Source organism: Rhodopseudomonas palustris (assembly GCF_007005445.1).
Classification (GTDB): domain Bacteria; phylum Pseudomonadota; class Alphaproteobacteria; order Rhizobiales; family Xanthobacteraceae; genus Rhodopseudomonas; species Rhodopseudomonas palustris_G.
Window position 1 is genome coordinate 3,149,796 of the sequence record NZ_CP041387.1, and the last position, 23,557, is coordinate 3,173,352.

25 protein-coding genes are annotated in these 23,557 nt (G+C 66.6%); 6 read left to right on the plus strand and 19 right to left on the minus strand.

The genetic code is table 11. The annotated features are described in order from the left end of the window. Positions 1 to 94: 94 nt before the first annotated feature. A complete protein-coding gene (locus tag FLL57_RS14400; RefSeq protein ID WP_142883235.1) occupies positions 95 to 991 on the plus strand; it encodes a sugar kinase in 897 nt (298 codons plus the stop codon). Positions 992 to 1,100: 109 nt separating this feature from the next. Here FLL57_RS14400 and FLL57_RS14405 read toward each other — a convergent pair whose 3' ends face one another. From FLL57_RS14405 to FLL57_RS14415, 3 genes are all read right to left on the minus strand, one after another. Continuing rightward, complete coding sequence (locus tag FLL57_RS14405; RefSeq protein WP_142883236.1) at positions 1,101 to 2,318, minus strand: NAD(P)/FAD-dependent oxidoreductase; 1,218 nt, start codon at positions 2,316 to 2,318, stop codon at positions 1,101 to 1,103. A 123-nt stretch (positions 2,319 to 2,441) separates the two neighbouring features. Then, complete coding sequence (locus FLL57_RS14410) at positions 2,442 to 3,938, minus strand: glycosyltransferase family 39 protein (RefSeq protein WP_142883237.1); 1,497 nt, start codon at positions 3,936 to 3,938, stop codon at positions 2,442 to 2,444. A 7-nt stretch (positions 3,939 to 3,945) separates the two neighbouring features. Continuing rightward, the gene (locus tag FLL57_RS14415) at positions 3,946 to 5,082 is read right to left on the minus strand and encodes a glycosyltransferase (protein WP_142883238.1); all 1,137 of its coding nucleotides are present in this window, start codon (positions 5,080 to 5,082) and stop codon (positions 3,946 to 3,948) included. 251 nt (positions 5,083 to 5,333) lie between these two features. On the opposite strand from FLL57_RS14415, the gene FLL57_RS14420 reads away from it, so the two are divergent. From FLL57_RS14420 to bcsS, 3 genes are all read left to right on the plus strand, one after another. Beyond that, positions 5,334 to 6,140 carry a DUF72 domain-containing protein gene (locus FLL57_RS14420; protein WP_142883239.1) on the plus strand — a complete coding sequence of 269 codons (807 nt, stop codon included), beginning with the start codon at positions 5,334 to 5,336 and terminating at the stop codon, positions 6,138 to 6,140. Between the two features lie 143 nt (positions 6,141 to 6,283). Further along, the gene (locus FLL57_RS14425) at positions 6,284 to 6,541 is read left to right on the plus strand and encodes a hypothetical protein (RefSeq protein ID WP_041807126.1); all 258 of its coding nucleotides are present in this window, start codon (positions 6,284 to 6,286) and stop codon (positions 6,539 to 6,541) included. A 96-nt stretch (positions 6,542 to 6,637) separates the two neighbouring features. Beyond that, on the plus strand, positions 6,638 to 7,534 hold the full coding sequence (bcsS, locus tag FLL57_RS14430) for a cellulose biosynthesis protein BcsS (RefSeq protein ID WP_142883240.1): 897 nt from the start codon (positions 6,638 to 6,640) through the stop codon (positions 7,532 to 7,534). A 27-nt stretch (positions 7,535 to 7,561) separates the two neighbouring features. Here the strand turns inward: bcsS and FLL57_RS14435 are convergent, their stop codons facing one another. The 5 genes from FLL57_RS14435 to FLL57_RS14455 form a co-directional block, all read right to left on the minus strand. Beyond that, positions 7,562 to 8,731 carry an ABC transporter permease gene (locus FLL57_RS14435; protein WP_013501327.1) on the minus strand — a complete coding sequence of 390 codons (1,170 nt, stop codon included), beginning with the start codon at positions 8,729 to 8,731 and terminating at the stop codon, positions 7,562 to 7,564. Next, positions 8,728 to 9,681: an ABC transporter ATP-binding protein gene (locus tag FLL57_RS14440; RefSeq protein ID WP_142883241.1), complete on the minus strand. Its 954-nt coding sequence runs from the start codon at positions 9,679 to 9,681 to the stop codon at positions 8,728 to 8,730. Before FLL57_RS14440 ends, FLL57_RS14435 begins: the two co-directional genes overlap by 4 nt. Next, entirely contained in the window at positions 9,678 to 10,478 is an 801-nt protein-coding gene (locus tag FLL57_RS14445; protein ID WP_013501325.1) for an HlyD family secretion protein, read from the minus strand. Before FLL57_RS14445 ends, FLL57_RS14440 begins: the two co-directional genes overlap by 4 nt. Beyond that, a complete protein-coding gene (locus FLL57_RS14450) occupies positions 10,475 to 11,191 on the minus strand; it encodes a TetR/AcrR family transcriptional regulator (protein WP_142883242.1) in 717 nt (238 codons plus the stop codon). The genes FLL57_RS14445 and FLL57_RS14450 overlap by 4 nt, the downstream gene beginning before the upstream one ends. 69 nt (positions 11,192 to 11,260) lie before the next feature. After that, the gene (locus tag FLL57_RS14455) at positions 11,261 to 12,400 is read right to left on the minus strand and encodes a GGDEF domain-containing protein (protein WP_142883243.1); all 1,140 of its coding nucleotides are present in this window, start codon (positions 12,398 to 12,400) and stop codon (positions 11,261 to 11,263) included. Between the two features lie 202 nt (positions 12,401 to 12,602). Here FLL57_RS14455 and FLL57_RS23350 point away from each other — a divergent pair, with 202 nt between their 5' ends. Continuing rightward, a complete protein-coding gene (locus FLL57_RS23350) occupies positions 12,603 to 12,779 on the plus strand; it encodes a hypothetical protein (RefSeq protein WP_013501322.1) in 177 nt (58 codons plus the stop codon). Between the two features lie 120 nt (positions 12,780 to 12,899). Here the strand turns inward: FLL57_RS23350 and FLL57_RS14460 are convergent, their stop codons facing one another. Both FLL57_RS14460 and FLL57_RS14465 read right to left on the minus strand, forming a co-directional pair. Next, on the minus strand, positions 12,900 to 13,247 hold the full coding sequence (locus FLL57_RS14460; protein ID WP_235677276.1) for a DUF4189 domain-containing protein: 348 nt from the start codon (positions 13,245 to 13,247) through the stop codon (positions 12,900 to 12,902). 136 nt (positions 13,248 to 13,383) lie between these two features. Then, entirely contained in the window at positions 13,384 to 14,136 is a 753-nt protein-coding gene (locus FLL57_RS14465) for an enoyl-CoA hydratase-related protein (protein WP_142883245.1), read from the minus strand. Between the two features lie 99 nt (positions 14,137 to 14,235). Between FLL57_RS14465 and FLL57_RS14470 the strand changes: the two genes are divergently transcribed. Then, positions 14,236 to 15,066, plus strand: coding sequence for a LysR family transcriptional regulator (locus tag FLL57_RS14470; RefSeq protein WP_142883246.1), 831 nt, complete (start codon positions 14,236 to 14,238; stop codon positions 15,064 to 15,066). An 11-nt stretch (positions 15,067 to 15,077) separates the two neighbouring features. Here FLL57_RS14470 and FLL57_RS14475 read toward each other — a convergent pair whose 3' ends face one another. From FLL57_RS14475 to FLL57_RS14515, 9 genes are all read right to left on the minus strand, one after another. Continuing rightward, positions 15,078 to 16,679, minus strand: coding sequence for an NTP transferase domain-containing protein (locus FLL57_RS14475; protein ID WP_142883247.1), 1,602 nt, complete (start codon positions 16,677 to 16,679; stop codon positions 15,078 to 15,080). After that, the gene (locus FLL57_RS14480) at positions 16,676 to 17,377 is read right to left on the minus strand and encodes an XdhC family protein (protein ID WP_142883248.1); all 702 of its coding nucleotides are present in this window, start codon (positions 17,375 to 17,377) and stop codon (positions 16,676 to 16,678) included. The genes FLL57_RS14475 and FLL57_RS14480 overlap by 4 nt, the downstream gene beginning before the upstream one ends. Before the next feature lie 30 nt (positions 17,378 to 17,407). Beyond that, positions 17,408 to 17,734, minus strand: coding sequence for an XdhC family protein (locus FLL57_RS14485; RefSeq protein ID WP_142883249.1), 327 nt, complete (start codon positions 17,732 to 17,734; stop codon positions 17,408 to 17,410). Positions 17,735 to 17,769: 35 nt separating this feature from the next. Next, positions 17,770 to 18,987, minus strand: a complete 1,218-nt coding sequence (locus tag FLL57_RS14490) for a vWA domain-containing protein (RefSeq protein ID WP_142883250.1) — start codon at positions 18,985 to 18,987, stop codon at positions 17,770 to 17,772. Between the two features lie 330 nt (positions 18,988 to 19,317). After that, positions 19,318 to 20,226 (minus strand): AAA family ATPase, encoded by a 909-nt coding sequence (locus tag FLL57_RS14495; RefSeq protein WP_142883251.1) that lies wholly within the window; start codon positions 20,224 to 20,226, stop codon positions 19,318 to 19,320. 19 nt (positions 20,227 to 20,245) lie between these two features. Beyond that, a complete protein-coding gene (locus tag FLL57_RS14500) occupies positions 20,246 to 21,052 on the minus strand; it encodes an FAD binding domain-containing protein (RefSeq protein WP_142883252.1) in 807 nt (268 codons plus the stop codon). 75 nt (positions 21,053 to 21,127) lie between these two features. Beyond that, entirely contained in the window at positions 21,128 to 21,613 is a 486-nt protein-coding gene (locus tag FLL57_RS14505) for a (2Fe-2S)-binding protein (RefSeq protein WP_013501311.1), read from the minus strand. Between the two features lie 174 nt (positions 21,614 to 21,787). After that, on the minus strand, positions 21,788 to 22,252 hold the full coding sequence (locus FLL57_RS14510) for a CoxG family protein (protein ID WP_011159342.1): 465 nt from the start codon (positions 22,250 to 22,252) through the stop codon (positions 21,788 to 21,790). 193 nt (positions 22,253 to 22,445) lie between these two features. Next, positions 22,446 to 22,970 carry a hypothetical protein gene (locus FLL57_RS14515; protein WP_047307252.1) on the minus strand — a complete coding sequence of 175 codons (525 nt, stop codon included), beginning with the start codon at positions 22,968 to 22,970 and terminating at the stop codon, positions 22,446 to 22,448. Between the last annotated feature and the right edge of the window lie 587 nt (positions 22,971 to 23,557).

A 23,557-nucleotide genomic window follows, 5' to 3' on the forward strand; every position in this document is an offset into this window, starting at 1 on the left:
TCAGTTGTGGCGCTGCGGAAAATTTTAGCGAATGCGGCCGCGGCCTCAATGCTATGCTGACCGCGCCGGAACCGGTCGCAGCCTCGGGACTCTCATGCACGCACTCTTCATCGGACAGACCTATATCGACGTCACCTTCATCACCGACCATCTGCCGACCGGCGACGAAAAGCACGTGGCGTCCGACTACGCGGTGTCGTTCGGCGGCAACGCGGTGACCGCGGCGTTCTGCTGCGCCAAGCTCGGGATCGTGCCCGACCTGATCGCCACCATCGCCAACGATTGGCTGGGGCGGATGTTCATGGACATGAGCGCGAAGTACGGCATCTCGGTGCATCCGCGCAAAGTCGCCACCTCGTCGCTGTCGTTCATCATGCCGAAGGACGGCAAGCGCGCCATCGTGCGCTGCCGCGACGACGAGCACATCCACCCGTTCCCGCTGCTCAATCTCGGCCAGTGCCGCGCGCTGCACGTCGACGGCCACCAGCCGGACGCCGCGATCCACTACGCGAAACTCTGCCGCGAGGCCGGCATCCTGACCTCGCTCGACGGCGGCGGCCTGCGCACCAACACCCACGAACTGCTGGAATATATCGACGTCGCCATCGTCGCCGAACGGCTGTGCGAACAGATGGACATGACGCCGGAGAAGATGCTCGACTATCTGAAGTCACGCGGCTGCCGGGTCGGCGGCGTCACGCTCGGCGAGCGCGGGCTGTATTGGTACGACGAAGCCGGCACGGTGCGGACCCTGCCGGCGCTGCCGATCCCGCGCGAACGGGTGATCGACACAAACGGCGCCGGCGACGTGTTTCACGGCGCTTACGTGTTCTCCTATCTGAACAGCCCGGAGCAAAGCTGGCAGCACCACTTCGAATTCGCCCGCGCCGCCTCGACCTTCAAGATCCAGCGCCTCGGCAACGAGGCCGGCCTGCCCACGGTCGCCGATATCGAAGCCGTCAAGCGCGAGTTTGTCGCGGCAGTCGCGTGAAGCTCAGCAGCGTCATTGCGAGGAGCGAAGCGACGAAGCAATTCAGTTCAGTATCCAGTGCCTCTGGATTGCTTCGCTTCGCTCGCAATGACGGGGCTTGGTCTCTGCCCTACGCGACCGCCTTCTTCAGGTCGAAGCCGAGATCGGCCGCCTGGTCCGGCGTCACTGACTTGTCGAGCGGCAGGATCTTGCGGCCGAAGACGTGATCGGCGGCGCGGTTGACGGATTCGATGCCGATCAGCTTGCCGGCCTTGTAGCAGAACGCCGAGAACGAGCGCTCGGCGACGCTGCCGCGGATCACCACCTGATCGAAGCCGGCAGTGAGGCCGACGATCTGCAGCTTGTCGTCGCCCTGATCGGACCAGAACCACGGATAGCCGTCATACGGTTTGGCGTCGCCGGTGAGACGCGCGGCGACGCAGCGCGCCTGGTCGGTAGCGTTCTGCACCGACTCCACCCGCATCGTCTCGCCGAACCGGACGCTGTCGAACAGCGCGCAATCGCCGATCGCCGAGATGTGCGGGTCGCGGGTGAGAAGCTGTCGGTCGACGATGATGCCGGCCGCGGTCGGCAGACCGGCGGCGGCGGCGATCTCGACGTTCGGGATGACACCGACGCCGACCACCACGAGATCGCAGGGCAATGTGTGACCGTTGCTCAGGACGACGCCGGTGACACGGCCGCCCTCGGCCGCGATCTCGGTGGCGCGGACGCCGTAGTGCATCCGGATGCCGGCCGCGGAGTGGCGGTCGTGGAAGTAGCTGGAGATCTCCGGCGTCACCACGCGCGCCATCACCCGCGGCGCCAGTTCGACGACGTCGACCTCGAGCCCCTTGGCCCGCGCCGTGGCGGCGAATTCGAGGCCGATGAAGCCGGCGCCGATCACCACGACGTGCTTCCTGTCCGGCATCCGCTGCCGCAGCACTTCGCTCTCATCGAGCGTGCGCAGGTAAAGCACGTCCGGCAGCGAGCCGTTGGGCACGTCGAGCATCCGGTTGCGCGCGCCGGTGGCGAGCACGAGGTGGCCGTACTCGATCGCGGTGCCGGAGGCGAGCAGCAGCTTGCGCCCTTCGCGGTCGATCGAAACCATGCGGTCGGAGATCAGCTCGATCGCCTGATCCTGAAAAAACTTCTCCGGGCGAAACATCAGCGAGTTCGGATCGCCGCCGCTCTTCAAGTAGGCCTTCGACAGCGGCGGGCGCTGATACGGCAGATGCTTCTCGTCGTTGATCAGCGCGATACGCCCGGCATACTTCGCCTGGCGCAGCGATACGGCGACCTGAAATCCGGCATGTCCGGCTCCAGCAATCAAGACCGTGTCGTTCATAGTTGAGCTCGTTGAGTTGAGGAAACGGCGCGCGGACGCGCGGGAGGTGGGGGATCGGTCCCAGCCTCTAGCATACTCGGTCACCGCAGGTCAGCACGTTTGCCGACGCCCTGCCCCGCCGCCTCAGTAGATCGGCGGCCTGAAATCGAGGATCGGCCCCTTGGGCTCCGACAGCGCATCCAGCGCCACCGCGTCGACCAGCAACGGACCGCGCGACCGGGTGACCGCGCCGACCCGCTCGATGCTCCCAAATGCAGCCTGCAGATCCGGCCGCGCCGCGGCGTTGTCGACGCCGACCAGCAGCAGCGGACCGGCGAGTTGCCGGGGCGTCGGCGCCGGAGCGGCAAGCCAACGAAACCGCTCGCCGCGCTGGACCACGCAGGTGCCCGGCGGCAGATAGAACGCCAGCCATCCCGTGGTTCCGTAATCATCCGTCAGCACGCAGGTGGCGCCGACCCGCCGGCGCACCTGATCGATCTGCGCCACCATCTCCGCGACACCGACGCCGACCGAGCGCACCGTGGCGTCGCGGCGATAGCCGGTCAGCGTGCCGGTGTTGACCTGCACCACCACCAGCGCGAACAGCACCGCGCCGGTCGAGACCGCCCAGCGCCGGCAGAACGAGACGAGGCGGGCGACGCCAGGCTTCCAATGCGGATAGGCGGCCCCGACCGCGGCGGCGAGCGCGAATGCCGGATACAGCGGGCTCAGCCAGTTGGCCTCGACCCGGTCGTGCAGCGCCTGCCAGGCGAAATACAGCGCGATCGTCCACACCGTGGCCCCGACCAGCACGCGCGAGGCCGCCGGCCCGGTGCCGCGCTTGCCGAGCGCGATCAGCCCCACCACGCCGAGGATGAAAACGAACGGGGTCGCCAGCACGAACTGGGTCGGGATCAGCTCGGCGAGAAACTTCGGCTCGAACCCGCCGAGCTTGGCGCGGCCGAACTGCTTGACGAAGGAAATCCAGTCGTGCTCCGCGTTCCAGATCACCACAGGCGAGAACAGCGCGAACGCGATCACGCCGCCGAGATACGGCCACGGCGAGATCAGCCAGCGCCGTAGCGACGGCACCCACAACAGCCAGATCAGGATCGCCGGACCGAAGAACAGCGCGGTGTATTTCGACAGCAGCGCCAGCCCGACCGCGACGCCGACCGCGAGCCACCACACGCCCCTGCCGGTTGCGGCGACCTTCGCCAAAGCGAGCAGCACGAAGCTCGACGCCACCAGCAGCGGGGCATCGGGGGTGACGATGGTGGTCCCCGCCGACACCATCATCGTCGCATTGAGCAGCAGCGTGGCGGTGGCGGCGATCCGTTCGCCCTCGAACAACAGGACTGCAGCCCGCCACACCGCCCAGCTCATCGGCACCGCCAACAGGATCGACACCAGGCGGACGCCGAATTCGGTGTCGCCTGCGATCAGCGTGCCGAGCCTGATCACCACCGCCACCATCGGCGGGTGGTCGAAATAGCTGAGCGCGAGATTCTTCGACCAGGTCCAGTAATAGGCCTCGTCGAACGTCAGTGGCGTCAGCGCCGCGGCGAGCAGACGCAGCGCGACGAGGCCGGCGACGACCAGGATCGTGGCGACGACCGGACGCCGCATCGCCTCGCTCATCACGCGCTCATCGCTTGCGCCAGACGAACAGGCCGGACATCGCGTAATTCCACACCACGCCCATCAGCGCGCCGGCGGCGCCCGCCAGCCACCAGGTGATGTGCTCGTTGTAGACCGCGAAGGCGACGCCGACATTGGCGAGCAGACCGACGCTGCACACCAGATAGAACAGCAGCAGGCCGCGCAGGATGGCGAAACCCTTCAGCCGCTGGTCGCGATAGGTCAGGAAGTTGTTGAGGATGAAATTGCTGGTCATCGCCACCAGCGCGGCGATGCCCTGCGCCTCGGCGAACGGCTGCTCGAACAGCTTCAGCACCACGTACAGCGTGACGAAGTGCACCACCACGCCGGTGGAGCCGACCAGCGCAAACAGGATGAATCGCAGCGACAGCACGTCGTGGCTGAACTTCGCCAGCACCAGGCCGAGGAAGTCCAGAGCCACCATCGAATCCAGCTTGCTCTCGCCGTGCAGCCGCGAGCCGAACGTGAACGGCACCTCGACGATGCGCAGACTGCCGCGCGCGGTGGCGATGACGTCGAGCAGGATCTTGAAGCCCTGGGTCGAAAGCTCCGGAGCGAACTGCTCGAAGCGATCGCGGCGGATCATGAAGAAGCCGCTCATCGGGTCGGCGACATCGATCTTCAGGGCTTTCTGGGCGACCTGGGTGGCGAGCGCGCTGATGCCGGCGCGCTGCCTGTTGAAGCTGTCGGCGCTGCCGCCTTCGACATAGCGGCTGCCAATCACCAGATCGGCGGCGTTGCTCTCCAACAGCGACAGCATCTTGGCGAGCTGGGTCTCGTCGTGCTGGAGATCGGCATCCATCACCGCGGCAAACGGGGCGCCGGACGCCAGGATGCCTTCGATGCAGGCGCCCGACAGTCCGCGCCGGCCGATCCGGCGGATGCAGCGCACGCGCGGATCCCGCTGCGCCATGTCGCGCACCACCTGCCAGGTCCCGTCGGGGGAGTTGTCGTCGACGTAGATGACTTCCCACGCCACGCCGACGAGTGCTGCTTCCAATTTACGGAACAGCACCTCGACATTGTCGCGTTCATTGAAGGTCGGGACCACCACCGAGAGCTGCAGCGGAACCGCCGCGGGCTGGGCACGGGTCGCGACCTCGGCTGGGCTGGCTTCGATCATCGCGCCATGCGTATAGCGGCGCACCCGGGCGCTGCCAAGGCGAGTACCGGCCGTTCTGGGGCAGAAATGTACTGAAATCGGGTGGCTTCGGCCGCCCAAAAAGGTGAACGACCACGAACAACAGGTGCGCGTGCATCCGGCGCTCCCTACTATTCAGTGGTCGTCTCGGCGTCGCACGCTCCTGCTCGGAGCATCGACGTCGCCGTTGCAACCAAGATAGGAACGGGATGCAGCATTCGCAAGGGGGAGAGATGAAGAAAGGTCAGGCGGGCAATATCCGCATCGGGATCGGCGGCTGGACCTTCGCGCCGTGGCGCGGGGTGTTCTATCCGGACAAGCTGCCGCAGCGGCGCGAGCTGGAATACGCCGCCTCGAAGCTGACCTCGATCGAAATCAACGGCACCTTCTACGGCTCGCAGAAGCCGGAGAGCTTCCGCAAATGGGCAAGCGAAGTGCCCGACGGCTTTGTGTTCTCGCTGAAGGGGCCGCGGTTTGCGACCAACCGCAAGGTGCTGGCGGAAGCCGGCGACAGCATCGAACGATTCTATCATTCCGGCGTGCTCGAACTCGGTGACCGGCTCGGGCCAGTGCTGTGGCAGTTCGCGCCGACCAAGAAGTTCGACGAAGCGGATTTCGGCCGCTTTCTCGAACTGCTGCCGCGCTCACTCGACGGCCGCACGCTGCGTCATGCCGTCGAAGTCCGTCATGACAGTTTCAAGACGCCGGCGTTCATCGCGCTGTTGCGCCAGCACGGCATTCCGGTGGTGTACTCCGAGCACGCCAGCTATCCGGAAATCGCGGACGTCACCGGCGACTTCGTCTATGTGCGGCTGCAGAAGGGCAAGGACGAGATCGCCACCGGCTATCCGCCGAAGGCGCTGTCGGAATGGGCGAAGCGACTGCAGCTCTGGGCGGATGGCAGCGAGCCGGACGATCTGCCGAAGGTGGACGGGGCACGCACCAGGCGGCAACAGCGCGACGTGTTCGCCTACGTGATCCACGAAGGCAAAGTGCGCGCGCCCGCCGCGGCGATGGAACTGATCGAACTCATCGGCTAAACTGTGGCGCGATGCGGCAAGTGAGCGGTCGTGACGCGCGACATTGCGCCACCGCAAAGCCTTGCGGCCGATCAATGGGTTCATAGGACGCGCCCAATACCCTCGGGCGCATGTACTACATCAACAAAAGGGTCCGGGTTCGGATGGACAAGATCGACTTCATGAACGGGCAGATCAAGGCTCTGCTCAACTTCGCCAACGCGCTGATCAAGTCGCATCCGTCGCCGGCGATCCTGCGCCACAATTTCGAAACGAAAGCCCGCGCCGCCCCGAACGCCCCACAGGGCCTATCTCTCTCCGAAGCCTATATCGACGGCATGGCCGACATCAATCGCCAGCTCGCAGTCGCCCTCGAGCATGCGATTGCAGCGCGCGACCAGCATGATCCGCAGCCGGATTGAACGCCGGCTTTTCTGACGCACTAGACAACACCCACAACCAGAGATTTAATAAGCAACATTCTTCGCGCATTAAATCTCTGTTTGGGTATTTTAGTGATGCGTTGCGTCGCGTGGATGGGGGTGTTCGGCATGATCGCGTCGTTGATCGCGAGCACCGCATGCACCTCCGCCCAAACGTTCGATCCCCTCGACCAACCGCAGTTCGACCTCCCCGACCCCGGCGCATTCGACCTCCGCGCCAGCACGGCAGCCGACATGGCGGGGCTCGATTCCGACGATGAGGACGGCTTGGCGGGCGACCTGCCGGTCGGCCAGCACGCCTCTCCTTTGGCCGCGCTGGCACCGGCAACGCTCAGCGGCGGACAGGCTGCCCAAGGGCTGCTGTTCGGCGGCCACGATCTGTGGCGCAACGGCATCGCACTATACGGCGGGGTCGAATTTCTCGGCGACACTGCGGCGGACAACGGCTTCGTCATTCGGCTGTTCGCGTCGGAAGCGCTCGAGCGCTATCAGTCGGAGCGCTTCACTTATGTCAGCGACATCTCCAGAGCTTCGGTGCTGGCGGGATGGCGCTTCAAGCTCGGCGCTTTCGAACTGAAGATCCTCGCCGGCCCCGATCTGGAGCATCGCGCATCGATGCCCGACGTCCGCGACAAACGTTGGCGCGGCAGCCACGGCGGCGCCCGGATCGCGCTGGACGGCTGGGCCGAGCCGACGCCTGAGACCATGCTGTCGGCATCGTTCTACGCCACCACCATCGCCGGGAGCTACGGCGCACGGCTGGCCGCGGGCTGGCGAATGCTCGACAGGTTCTGGGTGGGACCGGAAATGTCCGGCTCGTCCGACGAATTCAGCCGCCAGACCCGGATCGGACTGCATCTCACCGGCCTCCAGCTCGCGGTACTGGAATGGTCGGCGGCCGCCGGTTACGTCCGCGACAGCTTCGGCCGCGGAGGCGTCTATACCCGCCTCGGGGTCATGCTGCGGCAGTGACGCCGCAGCATGGTTCGGCGGGCGCAGTCAATCGAGCGTGCGGCGGAAGCGCGTCACTGCGATCGTCATCGCCACCAGCATCAGCACCACCAGCGCGATCGCGTCGTAGTGCAGATTTTCCAGCGACGAGCCCTTCAGCATGATCGAGCGGACGATCCGCAAGTAATGCGTCAGCGGCAGGCATTCGCCGATATATTGCGCCCACACCGGCATCCCGGCGAACGGGAACATGAATCCGGACAACAGGATCGACGGCAGGAAGAACATCATCGAAGCCTGCATCGCCTGGAGCTGGTTCTGCACCAGCGTCGAGAAGGTGTAGCCGATCGCCAGATTGGTGGTGATGAACAGCGTCGACAACAGCGCCAGCAGCGCCAGACTGCCGAGCAGCGGCACCCCGAACAGCAATACGCCGATGCCGATGATCAGCGACGCCTGAATGAAGCCGACGCCGACATACGGCAGAATCTTCCCGAGCATCACCTCGACCGGGGTGATCGGCATCGACAGCAGGTTCTCCATGGTGCCGCGCTCAATCTCGCGGGTCACCGACAGCGCGGTGAAGATCAGCATGGTCATGGTCAGGATCGTACCGACCAGACCGGGCACGATGTTGAGGCGCGACGAGGCGGCCGGATTGTAGCGGGCATGGGCCCGGATTTCGAACGGCGGATTGGCGGGATCGCCGGCGACCCGGTCGTGGATCAACGCGTTCTGCACGATCTGGCCGAGCGCCGACAACGCCGAGCCGGCAGCCACCGGATCGGTGGCGTCGGCGGCGACCAGGATCGCGGGCTTCTCGCCGCGCCGTACCGCGCGCTCGAACCCGCGCGGGATTTCGACGCCGAACAGCACGCGCCCGGACAGCAACAGATCGTCGAACTCGCGGACGCTGTGCACCTCGCGGGTGAACTTGAAGTACGCGGTATTCTCCAGCGCCTTCAGGATCGAGCGGCCGAGGTCGGAATCTTCCTGCAGCAGCACCGCGGTCGGAAGATGCCGCGGCGTAGTGTTGATGGCGTAGCCAAACAGCAGAAGCTGCATCACCGGGATCACGATGATCATCGCGAAGGTCAGCCGGTCGCGCTTGAGCTGAATCAGCTCCTTGACCAGCATCGCGTAGCTGCGGCGCAGGAAGCCGAACCGCCGTTCTTTCAGCGGCGGGTCACGCCTCGGAGCGTCGTCTGCGGCGGTCATCGGAAGTTGTCCTTCGACCGGCTCATCAGCTCGATAAACACGTCCTCGAGCGACGGCGCACCGTGCTGCCAGGTCTGTCGCGGATCGCTGCGATACGGCGCGAGCGTCCGATCGAGCGCGGCCTGATCGCGGCCCGAGACGTGCAGGCTGGTGCCGAACGGCGCCACCATGTCGACGCCCGGCTTGCCGGCGAGTTCATGCGCCAACGCGCCGAGGCCTTCGCCGGTGGCGACCCAGGTGGTGAGCTGCGAGCCGGCAATCACCTGATCGACGGTGCCGTGTGCGAGCAGATAACCGTATGCGATGTAGGCGATCTCGTGACAGCGCTCGGCTTCGTCCATGTAGTGGGTCGAGACCAGCACGGTGAGACCTTCGGCGGCGAGCGCGTGAATCTCGTTCCAGAAATCGCGGCGCGCCTTGGGGTCGACGCCGGCGGTCGGTTCGTCGAGCAGCAGCAGTTGCGGGCTCGGCAGCGTGCAGGCGCCGAGCGCCAGCCGCTGCTTCCACCCCCCGGACAGTTCGCCGGCAAGCTGCTCCTCGCGGCCCGACAGCCCGAGCCGCTTGATCATTTCGCGCGCCGCGCCGCGCGCATCGGGCACGCCGTACAGCCGCGCGACGAATTCGAGATTCTCCCGCACCGACAAATCCTGATACAGGCTGAAGCGCTGCGTCATGTAGCCGACGCGGCGTTTGATCTTGTCAGCCTCGGTGCGGATGTCGAAGCCGAGACAGGTGCCCTCGCCGCGATCCGGCGTCAGCAGGCCGCACAGCATCCGGATCGTGGTGGTCTTGCCGGAGCCGTTGGGGCCGAGGAAGCCGTAGATCGAGCCGCGCTTCACCTGCATCGACAGGTCGTGCACGACCTCGCGGCCGTTGAACGACTTGGTGAGGCCGCGGACATCGATCGCGATGTCGCGGGTATCGGCCGCGATGGTCGGCGCGCCGGTCATGACCGGCCGGTCGCCACCGGGGAAGGCGCAGCCTTCGGCGCGACATAGACGCTGACCGGCTGGCCGACCCGCAGGCTGGCCGGCTTGTTCGGCCGCGCCTGGATCAGATAGACGAGCTTGCTGCGCTCATCGAGACTATAGATCACCGGCGGGGTGTACTCCGCCGTCGTCGAGATGAAGTAAATCTCGGCCGACAGATCCGGCGCGCAATTGTCGCAACTGACCCGCACCTTGTCGCCGATCGCGAGCTTCGGCAGCTCCGGCTCCGGCACGTAGAAACGGATCTTCATGTTGCCCGGCGGCAGGATCGACAGCACCGGCTTCTGCGCCGCCACCATCTCGCCTTCGCGGAAGTAGATCTGCTGCACCGTGCCGGTAACCGGTGCGCGGATTTCACGACGCGCCAGCCGGGTCTTGGAGGTCTCGACCCTGGCTTCGGCGACCCGCAGGGCCGAGATCGCGGAGTCGAGATTGGCCTGGGTGCCGGAACCGGTCTTCGACAACGATTGGGCGCGGTCGAAGCTCTGCTTGGCGTTGGCGAGCGTGGCGAGATTCTGATTGAGGTCGGCCTGCTGCAGATCGTCGTCGAGCGTGTAGATCAGCGCGCCTGTCCTGGCCTCGTCGCCCTCGCGCACCGTGAGCTTGGTAACGCGGCCGGATTCATCGGGACTGACGAAGATCAGATCGGCCTCGACCCAGCCCTGATAGCCGGGATCGTTGCCCTTGCCGCAGCTTGCGAGCACCATCGCGAGAAGGATTGCGGCGCAGCCGCGCAGAACGAGCGAGGGTCGCGTCATGGCGCCGTCCTTTCGCCGAAGATCAGATCGAGATGCGCGCGCAGCATCGCCTGGACGTCGAGCGGCGCGAACCGGCCGAACAGCCCCTGCCAGATCACCGACAGCACCACCGGGGCGACCGCGAGCTGAGGGAACTGCGCCAGCGCCGCGGCGCGAATCTCGCCGCGGGCGACGCCGATCTCCAGGATGCGGCGGATGCCGGCGATGCCGGGCTCGACCACGGTGCGGTAGTGGAATTCGGCCAGCGACGGAAACCGCGTGCCCTCCGCCATCACCAGCCGCAGAATGTCGCCGCGCCGCGTCTGCGCGACTTCGCGCACGAAGGTCTCGGCGAAGGTCTCCAGCAACTGCCGCGCCGATACGCCGGATGCCGGCTGCGCCGTCAGCCGCTGCATCGTCGGCACCAGTGCGGTTCGCACCAGCTCCTGGAACATCGCCTCTTTGTCGGTGAAGTGCAGATAGATCGTGCCCTTGGCGACGCCGGCACGCTTGGCGACATCGTCGATCCGGGTCGCCGCAAAACCGCGCGCGGTGAACTCGTCGAGCGCCGCCTCGATGATGGCGGCGCGTCGTTCCGCCGCCTTGGCAGCACGGGTCGAGAGCGCCTCGGCTTCCGAAGCTGGCTTGGCCGCTGACGTGGAGCCGCGGGCCGCAGCAGCTTGCTTCGCAGCGGCGGGAGCAGAAACCGGCGGATTGCTTGAGGCACGCTTCATCTTAACATTATGACTGACTGGTCAGTCATAATCAAGATCTCTGCGTTACGCCCTTTGGACAGCGGCGGTTCAGACGCTGACTCGATTCCGTCCGCCGCGTTTGGCGCGATAAAGCGATTGGTCGGCCCGCTGGATCGCGTCCGCCAGCGTCTCGGCAGGCACGGCGGGCGCAATGCCGACGCTGATGGTGACGATCTCCGCCTCGCCGAGGCCGGGATGCGCGATCTTCAGCTCTTTGACCGCATGGCACAGCCGCTCGGCGGTCTCCTGCAGCTCGGCTTGGTCGAGCCCGGGCAGCACAACGGCGAACTCCTCGCCGCCGTAGCGCACCACCACGTCGCAGGCGCGCAGGTTGCGGCGGACGGCGGCGACGATCTGCTGCAGGCAGCGATCGCCGGCGGCGTGGCCGCCATGGTCGTTGAACAGCTTGAAGTGATCGACGTCGATCATCAGCACGCTCTGCCCGAGTGACGGCACGATCGAGGCGGTCTCCTGCTCGATCAGTTCGTCCAGGTAGCGCCGGTTGAACACGCCGGTCAGCGCGTCCGTCGCCGATAACCGCTCCAGCGCCGCGTTGGCCCGGCGCAGATCGCGCTTCAGCCGGGCGTCGCTGCGGCGGATCGCCTCCAGTTCGGCGATCTGCGCATCCTTTCGCTCCCGGGCGCGCAATGCGATCACACAGGTGATGATGCAGAGTCCGACCAGATCGATGTTGGTCCATGCCGGCGGCCAGCGCAGGCCGGTCACAGTGATCAGCATGTACAGCACCGTGGCAGTGACGGTCATGATCTTGGTGGCGCCCCACGACAGCGCCGACACCAGCGCGCCGGCGAAGATGACGAACAGCGCCGCCATCATGTAGCGCCCGGCGAACGGCTCCGGCGCGAATTGGCCGATCGCCGTCACCGACAGCGCGAAGGCGACCACTGCGGTCGCCTGAACGGCCGATTGCAGCGGCCGATCGGCTGGCCGGCGATTGAGCGCGAGCGCAACCAGCACCAGCGGCGTCACCACCAGCAGACGCAGCCCGGCGGCCAGCGTCAAGTGCTGCGGGTCCAGCACGGCGACGTCGATCGAGAGTGCGGCGATGTTGACGATCAGCGTCCCCAGCAGGAAGCGTCGACGCGCCCCGGAGCCACGCATCGGATGCTCGGGGTCCGCCGCGTCTGACGCCCGGCGGTCGTTGTCGAGGAGGAACTGATCGGTCACGCTTTGGTCCGCAGAACGGGCGACTTCGCCGTTCTCCTATTGGACCTTCATGCACTTACGACGCGTTGATGCAGTACTGCCGCCCACGGTTTCCGTGAGCAATGCCTAACGACCGACTAAACCGCTTCCTACGAGGCGAACGATCGGGAACGGCCGACAATGCCCGGGATTGTCCCGACGCGAACATTCAGGGAGAGAGCAGATGTCGACGGAATGGCTGTGGGGAATCGGAATTATCGTGCTTGGCATCGCGATCGCCTACGCCCTGATGCGGAATCGGACGCGTACGGCCGCCGAGAAGCAGATGACCGAGACGGCGGCGACGGAAAACTACCGCGCGGAAGATCGCAAGGAACGGCCGCGGCCGATGCCGGAATAGCCGTCCCGGATCAGGCGTGGAACTTGAGGTCGTCGAGAGTCTCGTCGACCGCCTTGCGATCGGCCGGATGGCGAGGCCGGCCAGCGGTGAACATCGCTTCGGCAGCCAAGATCGTGAAGCTCAGCCCTTGGCGTCGCAGGCCCAGGCCCGGATCACACATTCCTTGCCGCCGTACTCGTAGCACCGGCGCGTCGCTGCGTTGAGCGACGACGAGATCTTCGACTCCACCGCATAGCCGTGAGCCCCGCACGGATTGCTCATGTCGATGGCGAGCGCCGCGCAGGCACGTCGCATCGTCACCGTGGTGCAATCGCCCTTGCAGCGCTGCCGCGCAGCGGCGATCGCGGCCGCCTCGGCCGGATAGTCGTAGGCCTGACCATAGGCGCCGCATTTGCCCACCGCCAACGCTCCGGCAGCATTCAGCGGCGCAGCAAAATGCAAACACGCGCCCCAGACAGCAGCAACCAGCGCAGCCTTGCGCCACGCGGAATTCGATGAATCCAACGTCCCCTCCCCCGAGGTTCAACCCGGGTTCCAAATTATCTGGGCGGCCGTTTCAACTTGGTGAACGAACCACAAAGACCGCCAGACACGGCGACAGCAATCAGCCGCCCGGGCCGCGCCGCGCCAGAAACTGTTCGAGACGCGGGTGAAATTCACCGGCGGCGAGACTGAGATGAAACAGCCGCCGCTCGAGCGCCAGTCCGTCGGCGAGTCCGACCGATACGGCGCGGTCGACCGCCTGCTTGGCGAATCGCACCGCATGGATCGGATGCGCCGCGATCTGCGCTGCGGCCTCGCACGCGGCTGCGCGCGCAGTGCCGTCCTCGACCGTCCGGCTGATCAGCCCGATCCGCTCCGCTTCGACAGCCGAAATCAGCCGGCCGGTGAGCACCAGATCCATCGCGCGGGCGCGACCGATCGCGCGCGCCAGCCTTTGCGTGCCGCCACCGCCGGACAGCGTCCCGAGCGCGATCTCCGGGTGACCGAATTTGGCGCCGACGCCGGCGATCACCAGGTCGCACATCTCGATCAACTCGCAGCCGCCGCCGATCGCGTAGCCTTCGACCGCCGCAATCAGCGGCTTGGTGCACGAGGCCAGCCGGTCACAGCAGCCGGAGAAGTCTTCGGCCAGCGCCGTCGCCAGATCGATGCCGTGCATCTCGGCGATATCGGCGCCGGCGCAGAACACGTCCCGGCCGGTGAGCACGACCGCTGCGATCGCCGCGTCTCGCTCCAGCTCATCGAGCGCGGCGGCCAGCGCTGTGATCAGCTCCCGCGACAGCGCGTTGCGGGCCCGCGGCCGATTCAGCGTGACGATGCCGACGGCTCCCTGACGATCAATTGCCACCACCATAACGGCTTCTCCCTGACTGCCGCGATGCCAGCGACGATCTAGCCGCCCAGGCTGGATCTGGTAAAATCAATCGTTCGCAAAGATTAATTGGATTTTCCAATGAATGTGCAGCACCTGCGCTATTTTCTGGCCGTGATGCAGGCCGGCTCGGTGTCACGCGCCGCCGGTGAACTCGGCATTACCCAGCCGACCCTGTCGCAGGCCCTGAAAGGGCTGGAGCGCGAGTTCGGCGCGCCGCTGTTCGCGCCCGACGGCCGCGGCATCCGCGCGCTGCCGAGCGCCAAGCGCCTCGAAGGCAGAGTGCGCACGGCGCTGCAGACGCTGGCGGAGGCGAAGCGCGAGCTGAGCGGACCGGCGCCGGCCCGGCTGAAGCTCGGCGTCCTACCCAGCCTCGCTGCCGATTGGCTGCCGAAACTGCTGCCCGCCGAGGACGGTACGATCGAACTGATCGAAGCACCGGCCGACGAGCTCGAAAAGCTGGTCGCGACCGGCAGCCTCGATCTGGCGCTGTCGATCGCGCCGCATCGTAATCTGCACCGCAAGCTGCTGCTGAGCGAGCCGTTCCGGCTGTTCGTGGGGCCGGATCATCCGTGGGCGGGCCGCCGCACCGTGGCGCTCGCCGAACTCGATGGCCAGCCCTTCGTGTTGCGTCAGGGCTGCGAACGCGTCGGCACAGGCCGGCGGCTGCTCAACGCAGCAGGCGTGCGGTTTCGTATCGTCGCCAAGACGCGGCAGGAATCCACCGCGGCTTTGCTGGTCGCCGCGGGGGTCGGCTGCACGCTGGCGCCGACGAGCTGGGGCAGCGCGAACTTGCGAGCACTCGACGTCGGCGGACTGACGCTGCAGCGCGAAGTCACGCTGATCTGGAAACAGCCTGCCGGCGCCAAGGCTGCGGCGAAGCTCGCGACGCGGCTGCAGGCGCGAGCCTGACGCGCAGCCGATCAGCCGCGACGCGCCTGATCGAGCGCTTGCGGGGTGTCGATGTCGAGGAACGCCGCGTCGCCTTCGACCGCCAGTTCGGCCACCGCTTCGCCGTGCTTGGCGATCAGGTGGCGGGCGCCGACGTCGCCGCCGAGCGTCATCAGCTCGGCGAAGAACCGCCGCGACCACAGCACCGGATTGCCGCGGCGCCCCTCGGCGACCGGGACCACGATCAGCGCGCCGCGATCGGGATCGAACGCGGTGATCATCCGGTCGATCAAGGCAGCGTCGATCAGCGGCATGTCGCCGAGGCAGACGATCGCGCCGTCGGCATCCTCGCCGAGCGCCGCGATGCCGGCCTTGACCGACGAGGCGATGCCTTCGGCGAAATCCGGATTGTGCACGAAGGTGAGATCTAGCCCATGCAGCGCCGCTTCGACCTCGCCGGACTGATGACCGGTGACGACGATGGTGCGCGCAGCTTGCGAGGCCAGCACCTGCTCGGCGACGATCCGCACCAGCGGCTTGCCGTTGAGGTCGGCCAGCAGCTTATTCGGCCCGCGCATCCGCGTGCCGCGCCCTGCGGCCAGCACGATCGCAGCGACGTTGCGGCCGCTCTCGGCGACCGGCACGCGCGGCTGCGGCCGTGTCACGATTTCCATCAGCAGTCCGCCGACGCCCATCGCGGTGATGTCGGCGCGGGTGACGCTCAGCCCCGCGAGCAGCCGCATCAGCACCCAGTCGAAGCCGTTCTCGACCGGCGAGCGCGCACAGCCCGGCGCGCCGAGCAGCGGTACGCCCGAGACCGAGCCCACCAGCAGCAGATTGCCCGGGTCGACCGGCATCCCGAAATGCGAAATCGTGCCGCCGACCGCGCCGATCGCCGCCGGGATGACGTCGCGGCGGTCCGCGATCGCCGAGGCGCCGAACACGATCACCATCTCGGCGCCGAGCCCAACAAGCTCTTGGATCGCAGCCGACAGCGCAGCCTCTTCATGCGCGACGCGGCGCTCGGCGATGATCGCTGCACCCGCCGGCGCCAGCCGCTCGGCCGTGACGCGCTGCGTCTTGTCGATCACCTTGGCGGCGAGACCGGGCAGCAGCGTCGACACGACACCGACGCGCTTGATCACGTAAGGCGCGACCCGCAGCGCGCCGCCCTGCGCCGCCGCCACCGCGGCGTCGCGCAGGCGGCCTTCGACACCGAACGGGATCAGCTTGACGGTGGCCACCATCTCACCTTCCACCACCGGCTTGAACGCCGGCAGCGTCGCCAACGTGATCGCTTCGTCGACCGCATTGATACGATCGACCGCCGCGCGATCGATCGCCAGCACCCCGGCCCGCGCCGCGAACAGATTGGCGCGGCCGGTGAAGGCGCGATCGACATTGACGCCGTCACCGGCGACGGCCGCAGCCACATCCCCGGCCGCGACATCCTCGGATACGTCGCCGGGTTCGAGCTGCACCACCACGATCTCGGCGATGCCCGCCTTCTCCAAGGCAGCGACTTCGGCCGGACCGATCGTCGTGCCCTTCTTCAGCAGCAGACTGTTCTGCCGCAGCGAATGCACGGTGACGCCGCCGATCGCATCGGCCGGGCGGCGCGGACCGAACTTCATGCCGCAGCCGCCTTGGACGATGCCGGCAGCCGCAGCGCCGCGGTGATTTCCGCCATGATCGACACCGCGATCTCGGACGGCGACACCGCGCCGATCGCCAGCCCGATCGGCGCGTGAATGCGGCCGAGGTCGGCGTCGGAGGCTCCCTGCCCCTTCAGCCGCTCCAGCCGCTTGGCATGGGTTTTCTTCGAGCCGAGCGCGCCGATGTAGAAGCAATCGCGCGCGAAGGCGTGCAGCAGCGCCGGATCGTCGATCTTGGGATCGTGGGTCAGCGCCACGAAGGCGGTGTAGTGATCGATGTTCAGCGGCGGCAGCGCGACGTCGGGCCACTCGGCGATCAACGGCACGTCGGGGAAGCGCTCGGGGCTGGCGAATGCGGTGCGCGGATCGACCACGGTGACGTCGTAGCCGAGCGAGCGCGCCAGCGGCGCCAGCGCTTGGCTGATATGCACCGCGCCGACGATCACCAGCTTGGCGGTCGGCGCATAGACGTTGAGAAACAGCTTCTGGCCGCCTGCGTCGACGGTCGCGCTCTTGCCCATGCGGAGCTGCTTGTCGAGCTCGGCGGCAAGCGGATCAGCGGCAATGTCGGCGGCTTTCACCAGCCGCTGCGCGCCTGTCGCGGTGTCGGTGACCACGATCGCAGGGCGCCGCGCCGCGCGCTCGGCGTTGAGTTGCTGCAGGATCTCGAACTTCACAGGCTACGCCCCACTTCCTCGCCGCGCGAACTAATCAACCTTTTCGACGAACACCCGGATGGTGCCGCCGCAACTCAGCCCGACCTTCCAGGCGGCCTCGTCGGCGACGCCGAATTCGAGCAGTTTCGGCGTACCGCTGTCGATCACGTCGAGCGCTTCGGTGACGACCGCGCCTTCGACGCAGCCGCCCGACACTGAGCCGAGAAAGGTGCCCTCGTCATTGATCACCAGGCTGGAGCCCGCCGGGCGCGGCGCCGATCCCCAGGTTTCCACCACGGTGGCGAGCGCCACTCCGCGGCCGGCTTTGCGCCAGGCTTCGGCGGCCCGCAGGATGTCTTCGTCGCGGTCGAGCTGCATGGAGGCGTCTCCTCTTACTTGATGCTGGGCATCGGTCAGGCGACGGAACGGAGCGTGCTGAAATGGTGCGGCGGCGGTACCGACGACAGCGCCGCGATCAGCGTGTGCATCGAGGTCAGATTATGCACCGGACGGAATTCGTCAACGTGAGGTAGCATCATTTTGATGCCCTGGGCGCGCGGCTCGAAACCGTCGTAGCGCAGCAGCGGATTGAGCCAGATCAGCCGCCGGCAGGAGCGATGCAGCCGGTCCATCTCGAACGCCAGCTTGGCGTCGCTTTCGCGCTCCAGCCCGTCGGAAATCAAGAGCACGATCGCGCCCTGGCCGAGCACCCGCCGCGCCCACAGCTTGTTGAAGCTGTGCAGCGAGGTCGCGATCCGCGTGCCGCCGGCCCAGTCTTCGACCGAGGAGGTGCAGCTCGCGAGCGCTTCGTCCGGATCGCGCTGGCGCAGCGCGCGGGTGACGTTGGTCAGCCGCGTGCCGAACAGGAAGGTCGACACCCGCTTGCGGTCGTCGGTGATGGCATGGAGGAAATGCAGGAACAGCCGGGTGTATTCGCTCATCGAGCCGGAGATATCGAGCAGCGCCACGATCGGCGCCGGCTTGTCGATCAGGCCGAGCCGCTTGATGTCGACGACCTCCCCGCCGGTGCGCAACGAGGCGCGCAGCGTGCGGCGCAGATCGAGCTTCAGGCCGCGGCGATCCGGCCTGACACGGCGGGTGCGCAGCTCGGCCTGCGGCAGCCGCATCCGCTCAATCGCACGCGTGACTTCGGCGATCTCGGCGGCGCTCATCTGCGCGAAGTCTTTCTTTTGCAGGATCTCCTTGTCGGAGACGGCAAGCCGCAGCTCCTGCTCCTCGGCCGACGGCATGTCGCGCGTCGCGGCGGGCGCCATCGCCTCCTGGACCCGGCGCGAGGCCGGCGGCGGCTTCTTCTTGGCGGCATCCGGCAGCGGGATCGAATCCAGCATGTGCTGCCAGTCTTCGGCGGCACGGAAGAACAGCGCGAACGCCTGGTCGAAGATCAACAGATGCTCGCGGCGCTTGACGAAGATCGCTTCCAGCGTGGCGTAGAGATCGTCGCGCTGGCCGATCTCGATCAGTTGCAGCGCATCCAGCGCGTCGATCACCGCGCCCGGCCCGACCGGCAGCCCCGCCGCCCGCAGCGCCCGCGCAAAGCCGACCACATTGTCCGCCATCTTGCCGGTCGGCGGATTGAGATGATCGATCATCGCGGTCGGATTACGCTGCATCGTTTGCCACGCTCTCTCAACTTGTCATTCCGGGGCGCACCGAAGGCGCGAACCCGGAATCTCGACGTCAGTGCCGGCTTCAGATTCCGGGTTCGCGAGCTTTCGCTCGCGCCCCGGAATGACGAACTCTAGTCAGTCCACGCCCTCGCCGCTCGGGCGGCCTGCTCCCTCTCCCGCTTGCGGGAGAGGGGTGGGGTGAGGGCGACGCGAGCACGGTGCCTGGGGCTCCCCCACCCCAACCCTCCCCCGCAAGCGGGAGAGGGGGCGCGCTGCCGGTGCGGCGGAAGACGAAGCAGGCAACAAACCAGAGAACCCGGCTAAAGAGGCCTATTACTTCCCTTCGGTCGCGTCCTTGACCAGTTTCTGCACGGTGTCGCCCTGCATCCGGGCGATGTCGTCCTGGTACTTGAGCAGCGCGCCGAGGGTGTCGCCGACGACTTCGGCGGTCAGCGCGCGGGCGTCGAGTTCGGTCAGCGCGGTCGCCCAGTCGAGCGTTTCGGCGACGCCCGGCGATTTGTAGAAATCCTGCTCGCGCAGCGCCTGGACGAAGTTCACCACCTGCTGCGACAGCTTGGCCGAGATCCCCGGCACGCGCGACTTCACGATCGCCAATTCGCGCTGGGCGTTCGGATAGTCGACCCAGTGATACAGGCAGCGCCGCTTCAGCGCGTCGTGGATTTCGCGGGTGCGGTTCGAGGTGACGATCACGATCGGCGGCGCCGGCGCCTTGATGGTGCCGAACTCCGGAATGGTGACCTGGAAGTCGCTGAGCACTTCGAGCAGATACGCCTCGAACGCCTCGTCGGCGCGGTCGAGCTCGTCGATCAGCAGCACCGGCGCGCCCGCCGTGTCCGGCTCCAGCGCCTGCAGCAGCGGCCGCTTGATCAGGAAGCGCTCGGAGAAGATGTCGCTGGAGAGCTGATCGCGGTCGGTGTCGCCGGCGGCTTCGGCCAGCCGGATCGCGATCATCTGCGCCGACGAATTCCACTCATACACCGCGGAAGCGACGTCGAGACCCTCGTAGCACTGCAGCCGGATCAGCCGGCGGCCGAGCGCGGCCGACAGCACCTTGGCGATCTCGGTCTTGCCGACGCCGGCCTCGCCTTCGAGAAACAACGGCCGGCCCATCCGCAGCGCCAGAAACACCACCGTCGCCAGCGACCGCTCGGCGAGATAGCCGCGGCTCGTCAGCAATTCGAGCGTGGCGTCGACGGAGGCGGGAGGCGCGGTTGCGGTCATGGCCGATCCGGTTGCAGGCTCACGCCTTGCCGTTGGCGGCGTCGACCGCACGCTTGGTGAGCACGCCGATCAAATGCGCACGATATTCGGCGCTGCCGTGCAGATCGCTGTTCAGCCCGTCGGCGGAGACGTGCAGGCCGTCGAGCGCCTTGGAATTGAACCGCGCCTTCAGCGCCTCTTCGAACTGAGTGACACGAAACACGCCATCGGCGCCTGCCCCGGTGACCGCGACGCGGACGTCCGACGGACGGCGGGCGACGAACACGCCGACCAGCGCGTAGCGCGACGCCTGGTTGCGAAACTTGATGTAGGCGGCCTTCTTCGGCAGCGGAAACTGCACCTTGGTGATGATCTCGTCCGGCTCGAGCGCAGTCGAGTACATCCCCTGGAAGAACTCTTCGGCCTTCAGCTTGCGCTTGTTGGTGACCACGGTGGCGCCGAGCGCCAGCACGGCCGCCGGATAGTCCGCGGTCGGATCGTTATTGGCGAGCGAGCCGCCGATGGTGCCCTTGTGGCGCACCGCCGGATCGCCGATCAGCGACGCCAGCTCGGCCAGCGCCGGAATCGCCTCGCCGACGATCGCCGAATTCGCGACCTCGGCATGGGTTGCGGTGGCGCCGATCACCAGCGAGCGGCCCTTCATCTCGATGCCGCTCAGGCCTTCGATATGCGACAGGTCGACCAGATGCGGCGGCGCCGCGAAGCGCTGCTTCATCACCGGCAGCAGCGTGTGGCCGCCCGCGATCAGCTTGGCGTCCTCGTTCTTCAGCAGCAGATTGGCGGCCTGACGAACAGTCCCGGGGCGGTGATATTTGAATTCGTACATTGCGCTTCCCTGAGCTTCCTGCGTCTCGTTGGGCGTGCCGCGCGGCCTCGTTGAAGCGGGCCGGCGCAGAGCCGGTCAGGTGCGGTCGGAGTTCGCCATCGCCTTGGCGCCGGCCGCGATCGACACCACGATGTTCTGATAGCCGGTGCAGCGGCAGAGATTGCCTTCGAGCTCTTCGCGAATCGTCTCGTCGGAGAGCTCGTGGCCCTTGCGATGCACCATGTCGACCGCGGTCATGATCATGCCCGGGGTGCAGAAGCCGCACTGCAGGCCGTGATGCTCGCGGAAGGCTTCCTGCATCGGATGCAGCGGCGCGCCGTCGGCAGCGAGCCCTTCGATCGTCGTCACTTCGTGGCCGTCGGCCATCACCGCCAGCGTGGTGCAGGACTTCACCGCCTTGCCGTCGAGATGCACGACGCAGGCGCCGCACTGCGAGGTATCGCAGCCGACATGCGTGCCGGTGAGCCGCAGGTTCTCGCGCAGAAACTGCACCAGCAGCGTGCGCGGATCGACGTTCGCGGTCACAGGCTTGCCATTGACGATCAGGGAAATCTTGGCCATCGGCCCTCTCTTCAATGCGCACCGCCGCGTTGCACGGCGATCACTCGTCTTTTAGTTGTGTTTCTTGAACCGATCTTACGAGGCAACCCCAGGATCGGCAACCGCGAACGGCTCTGGCCGTGCCGGACCCGCTGCCGTGTAATGACATCCGCGTGATCGAACCCCGCGGCGCCATCAGGCCGCGCCGTTGCCGTTCTGCACCGCCTTGGAGAAGTTGGCGAAGAACTCGTCCGCGAGCTTCTTGGCCGAGCCGTTGATCAGTCGCTGCCCGAGCTGGGCCAGCTTGCCGCCGATATGCGCTTCGACATCGTAGGACAGCAGCGTGCCGCCGTCCTTGTCGGACAGGCCGACCGTGGCGCCGCCCTTGGCAAAGCCGGCGACACCACCCTCGCCTTCACCGGTGATCTTGTAGCCGTTCGGAGGATCGAGATCGGACAGCGTCACCTTGCCCTTGAAGCGGGCCGATACCGGGCCGACTTTCAACTTCGCCACCGCGCGAAAACCGCTGTCGTCTTCGGTCTTTTCGAGCTCCTCGCAGCCGGGAATGCAGACCTTCAGCACTTCCGGATCGTTGAGCTTGCTCCACACCAAATCTTTCGGCGCGTCCAACTGGACTTCGCCGTTCATCGTCATGGCCATGGATATTTCCTCCCGGATCGGCGGCCGCCTCGGACAGCGGCATTGCGACTACTTAAGCACGCCGGGCGGCAAAGAAAAAGTATCGCGACACCGCCCCGAATGATCGGCGGCGATAACAGTTATGCAGCTTTTGAGATAGGTGGCGCCCGGCCCGAGCGCCAGCGTCAAGCAAACAGGACAGTCGGACCTGCGATCAGGAGCGTTGCGCGGCGGCCGGGTAGTTCGGCTCGAACGCCGCGCGCGGGCGCACGGCGGCCGCAGGCCGCTTCGACGGCTCGACCAGCATCAGGATCGCGGTGCTCAGAAACAGCAGCAGCTCGGTGGCATGCAGCCGCATCGCCTCAGGCTCGGCGACCTGCGAGGCCATCACCATGCTGACGAACGACACCAGGCTGCCGAGCGTCAGCGCGAACGCCAGCGCCTCGTTGCAGCCGCCCGACAGACGCACCGACGGCCGCGTCAGCAGCGCCGAAAAAACCAGCAGGAAACCGGCGACCGTCAGCTTGGCCAGCGCCAGCAGCCACGCCATCTTCATCGTCGCGATCGCGCCAAGATGCAGATGATCGCTGATGAAGATCGCCACCGAGATGTTCGGCCGGTCGTACAGCGCGTTGATCGGCGACACGATCAGCCGGTACGCCACGATCAACCATGTCGGCGCGATATAGGCCGCCAGCAGAACGCCGTTCACCGAGCTGATCCGCCAATCCGTCTTCATCGCCGTGTCCCGCCAGCCAGAGCGCGCCGAATCTTCTGGCCGCGCCAACGAAGCTAACTTCAGGTTAACGCGGCACGGCAATGGAAACGTCTTGTTAAGGTTAACTTCGGCTTTCGGCTGTGGACGACGTCTGCGGCAGGTTCCACCGCGAAATCGGCATGAAATTTGCGTCAGCAGTCCACATGATGCCTGTTCTCACCCCGCCCCGCGCCTCGGCAGCGTTCCCGGGCCGCACCCACCGAATAGCCGCGACGCCCGGCCCGGTGCCGGTCGAACGGCGAAGGTGGAACGTTGGAATGCCGCTTTCATCCGACCACGACCCCACCGCGGACCTGAACCGGCGACCGACGCGGCACGCCCGATTTCACCCGTCGCATAGCGCCGGACTTCACCGCCAACTCATCGCGGCGAATGGAACCGCTAACTGCGGCATCGTCGTCCACAGGGAAGAAGGTTGTAACCGGCCGCTGTTGCCGCGATCGCGACCCACTGTTAGAAAATCGAAAAGCGAAGCGACGTTCCGGCTGCCGGGGCCCTCGCCGCATCGTGTGTGCAGCGAAAGCCGATCCGGATCGTTTGCACCGCAA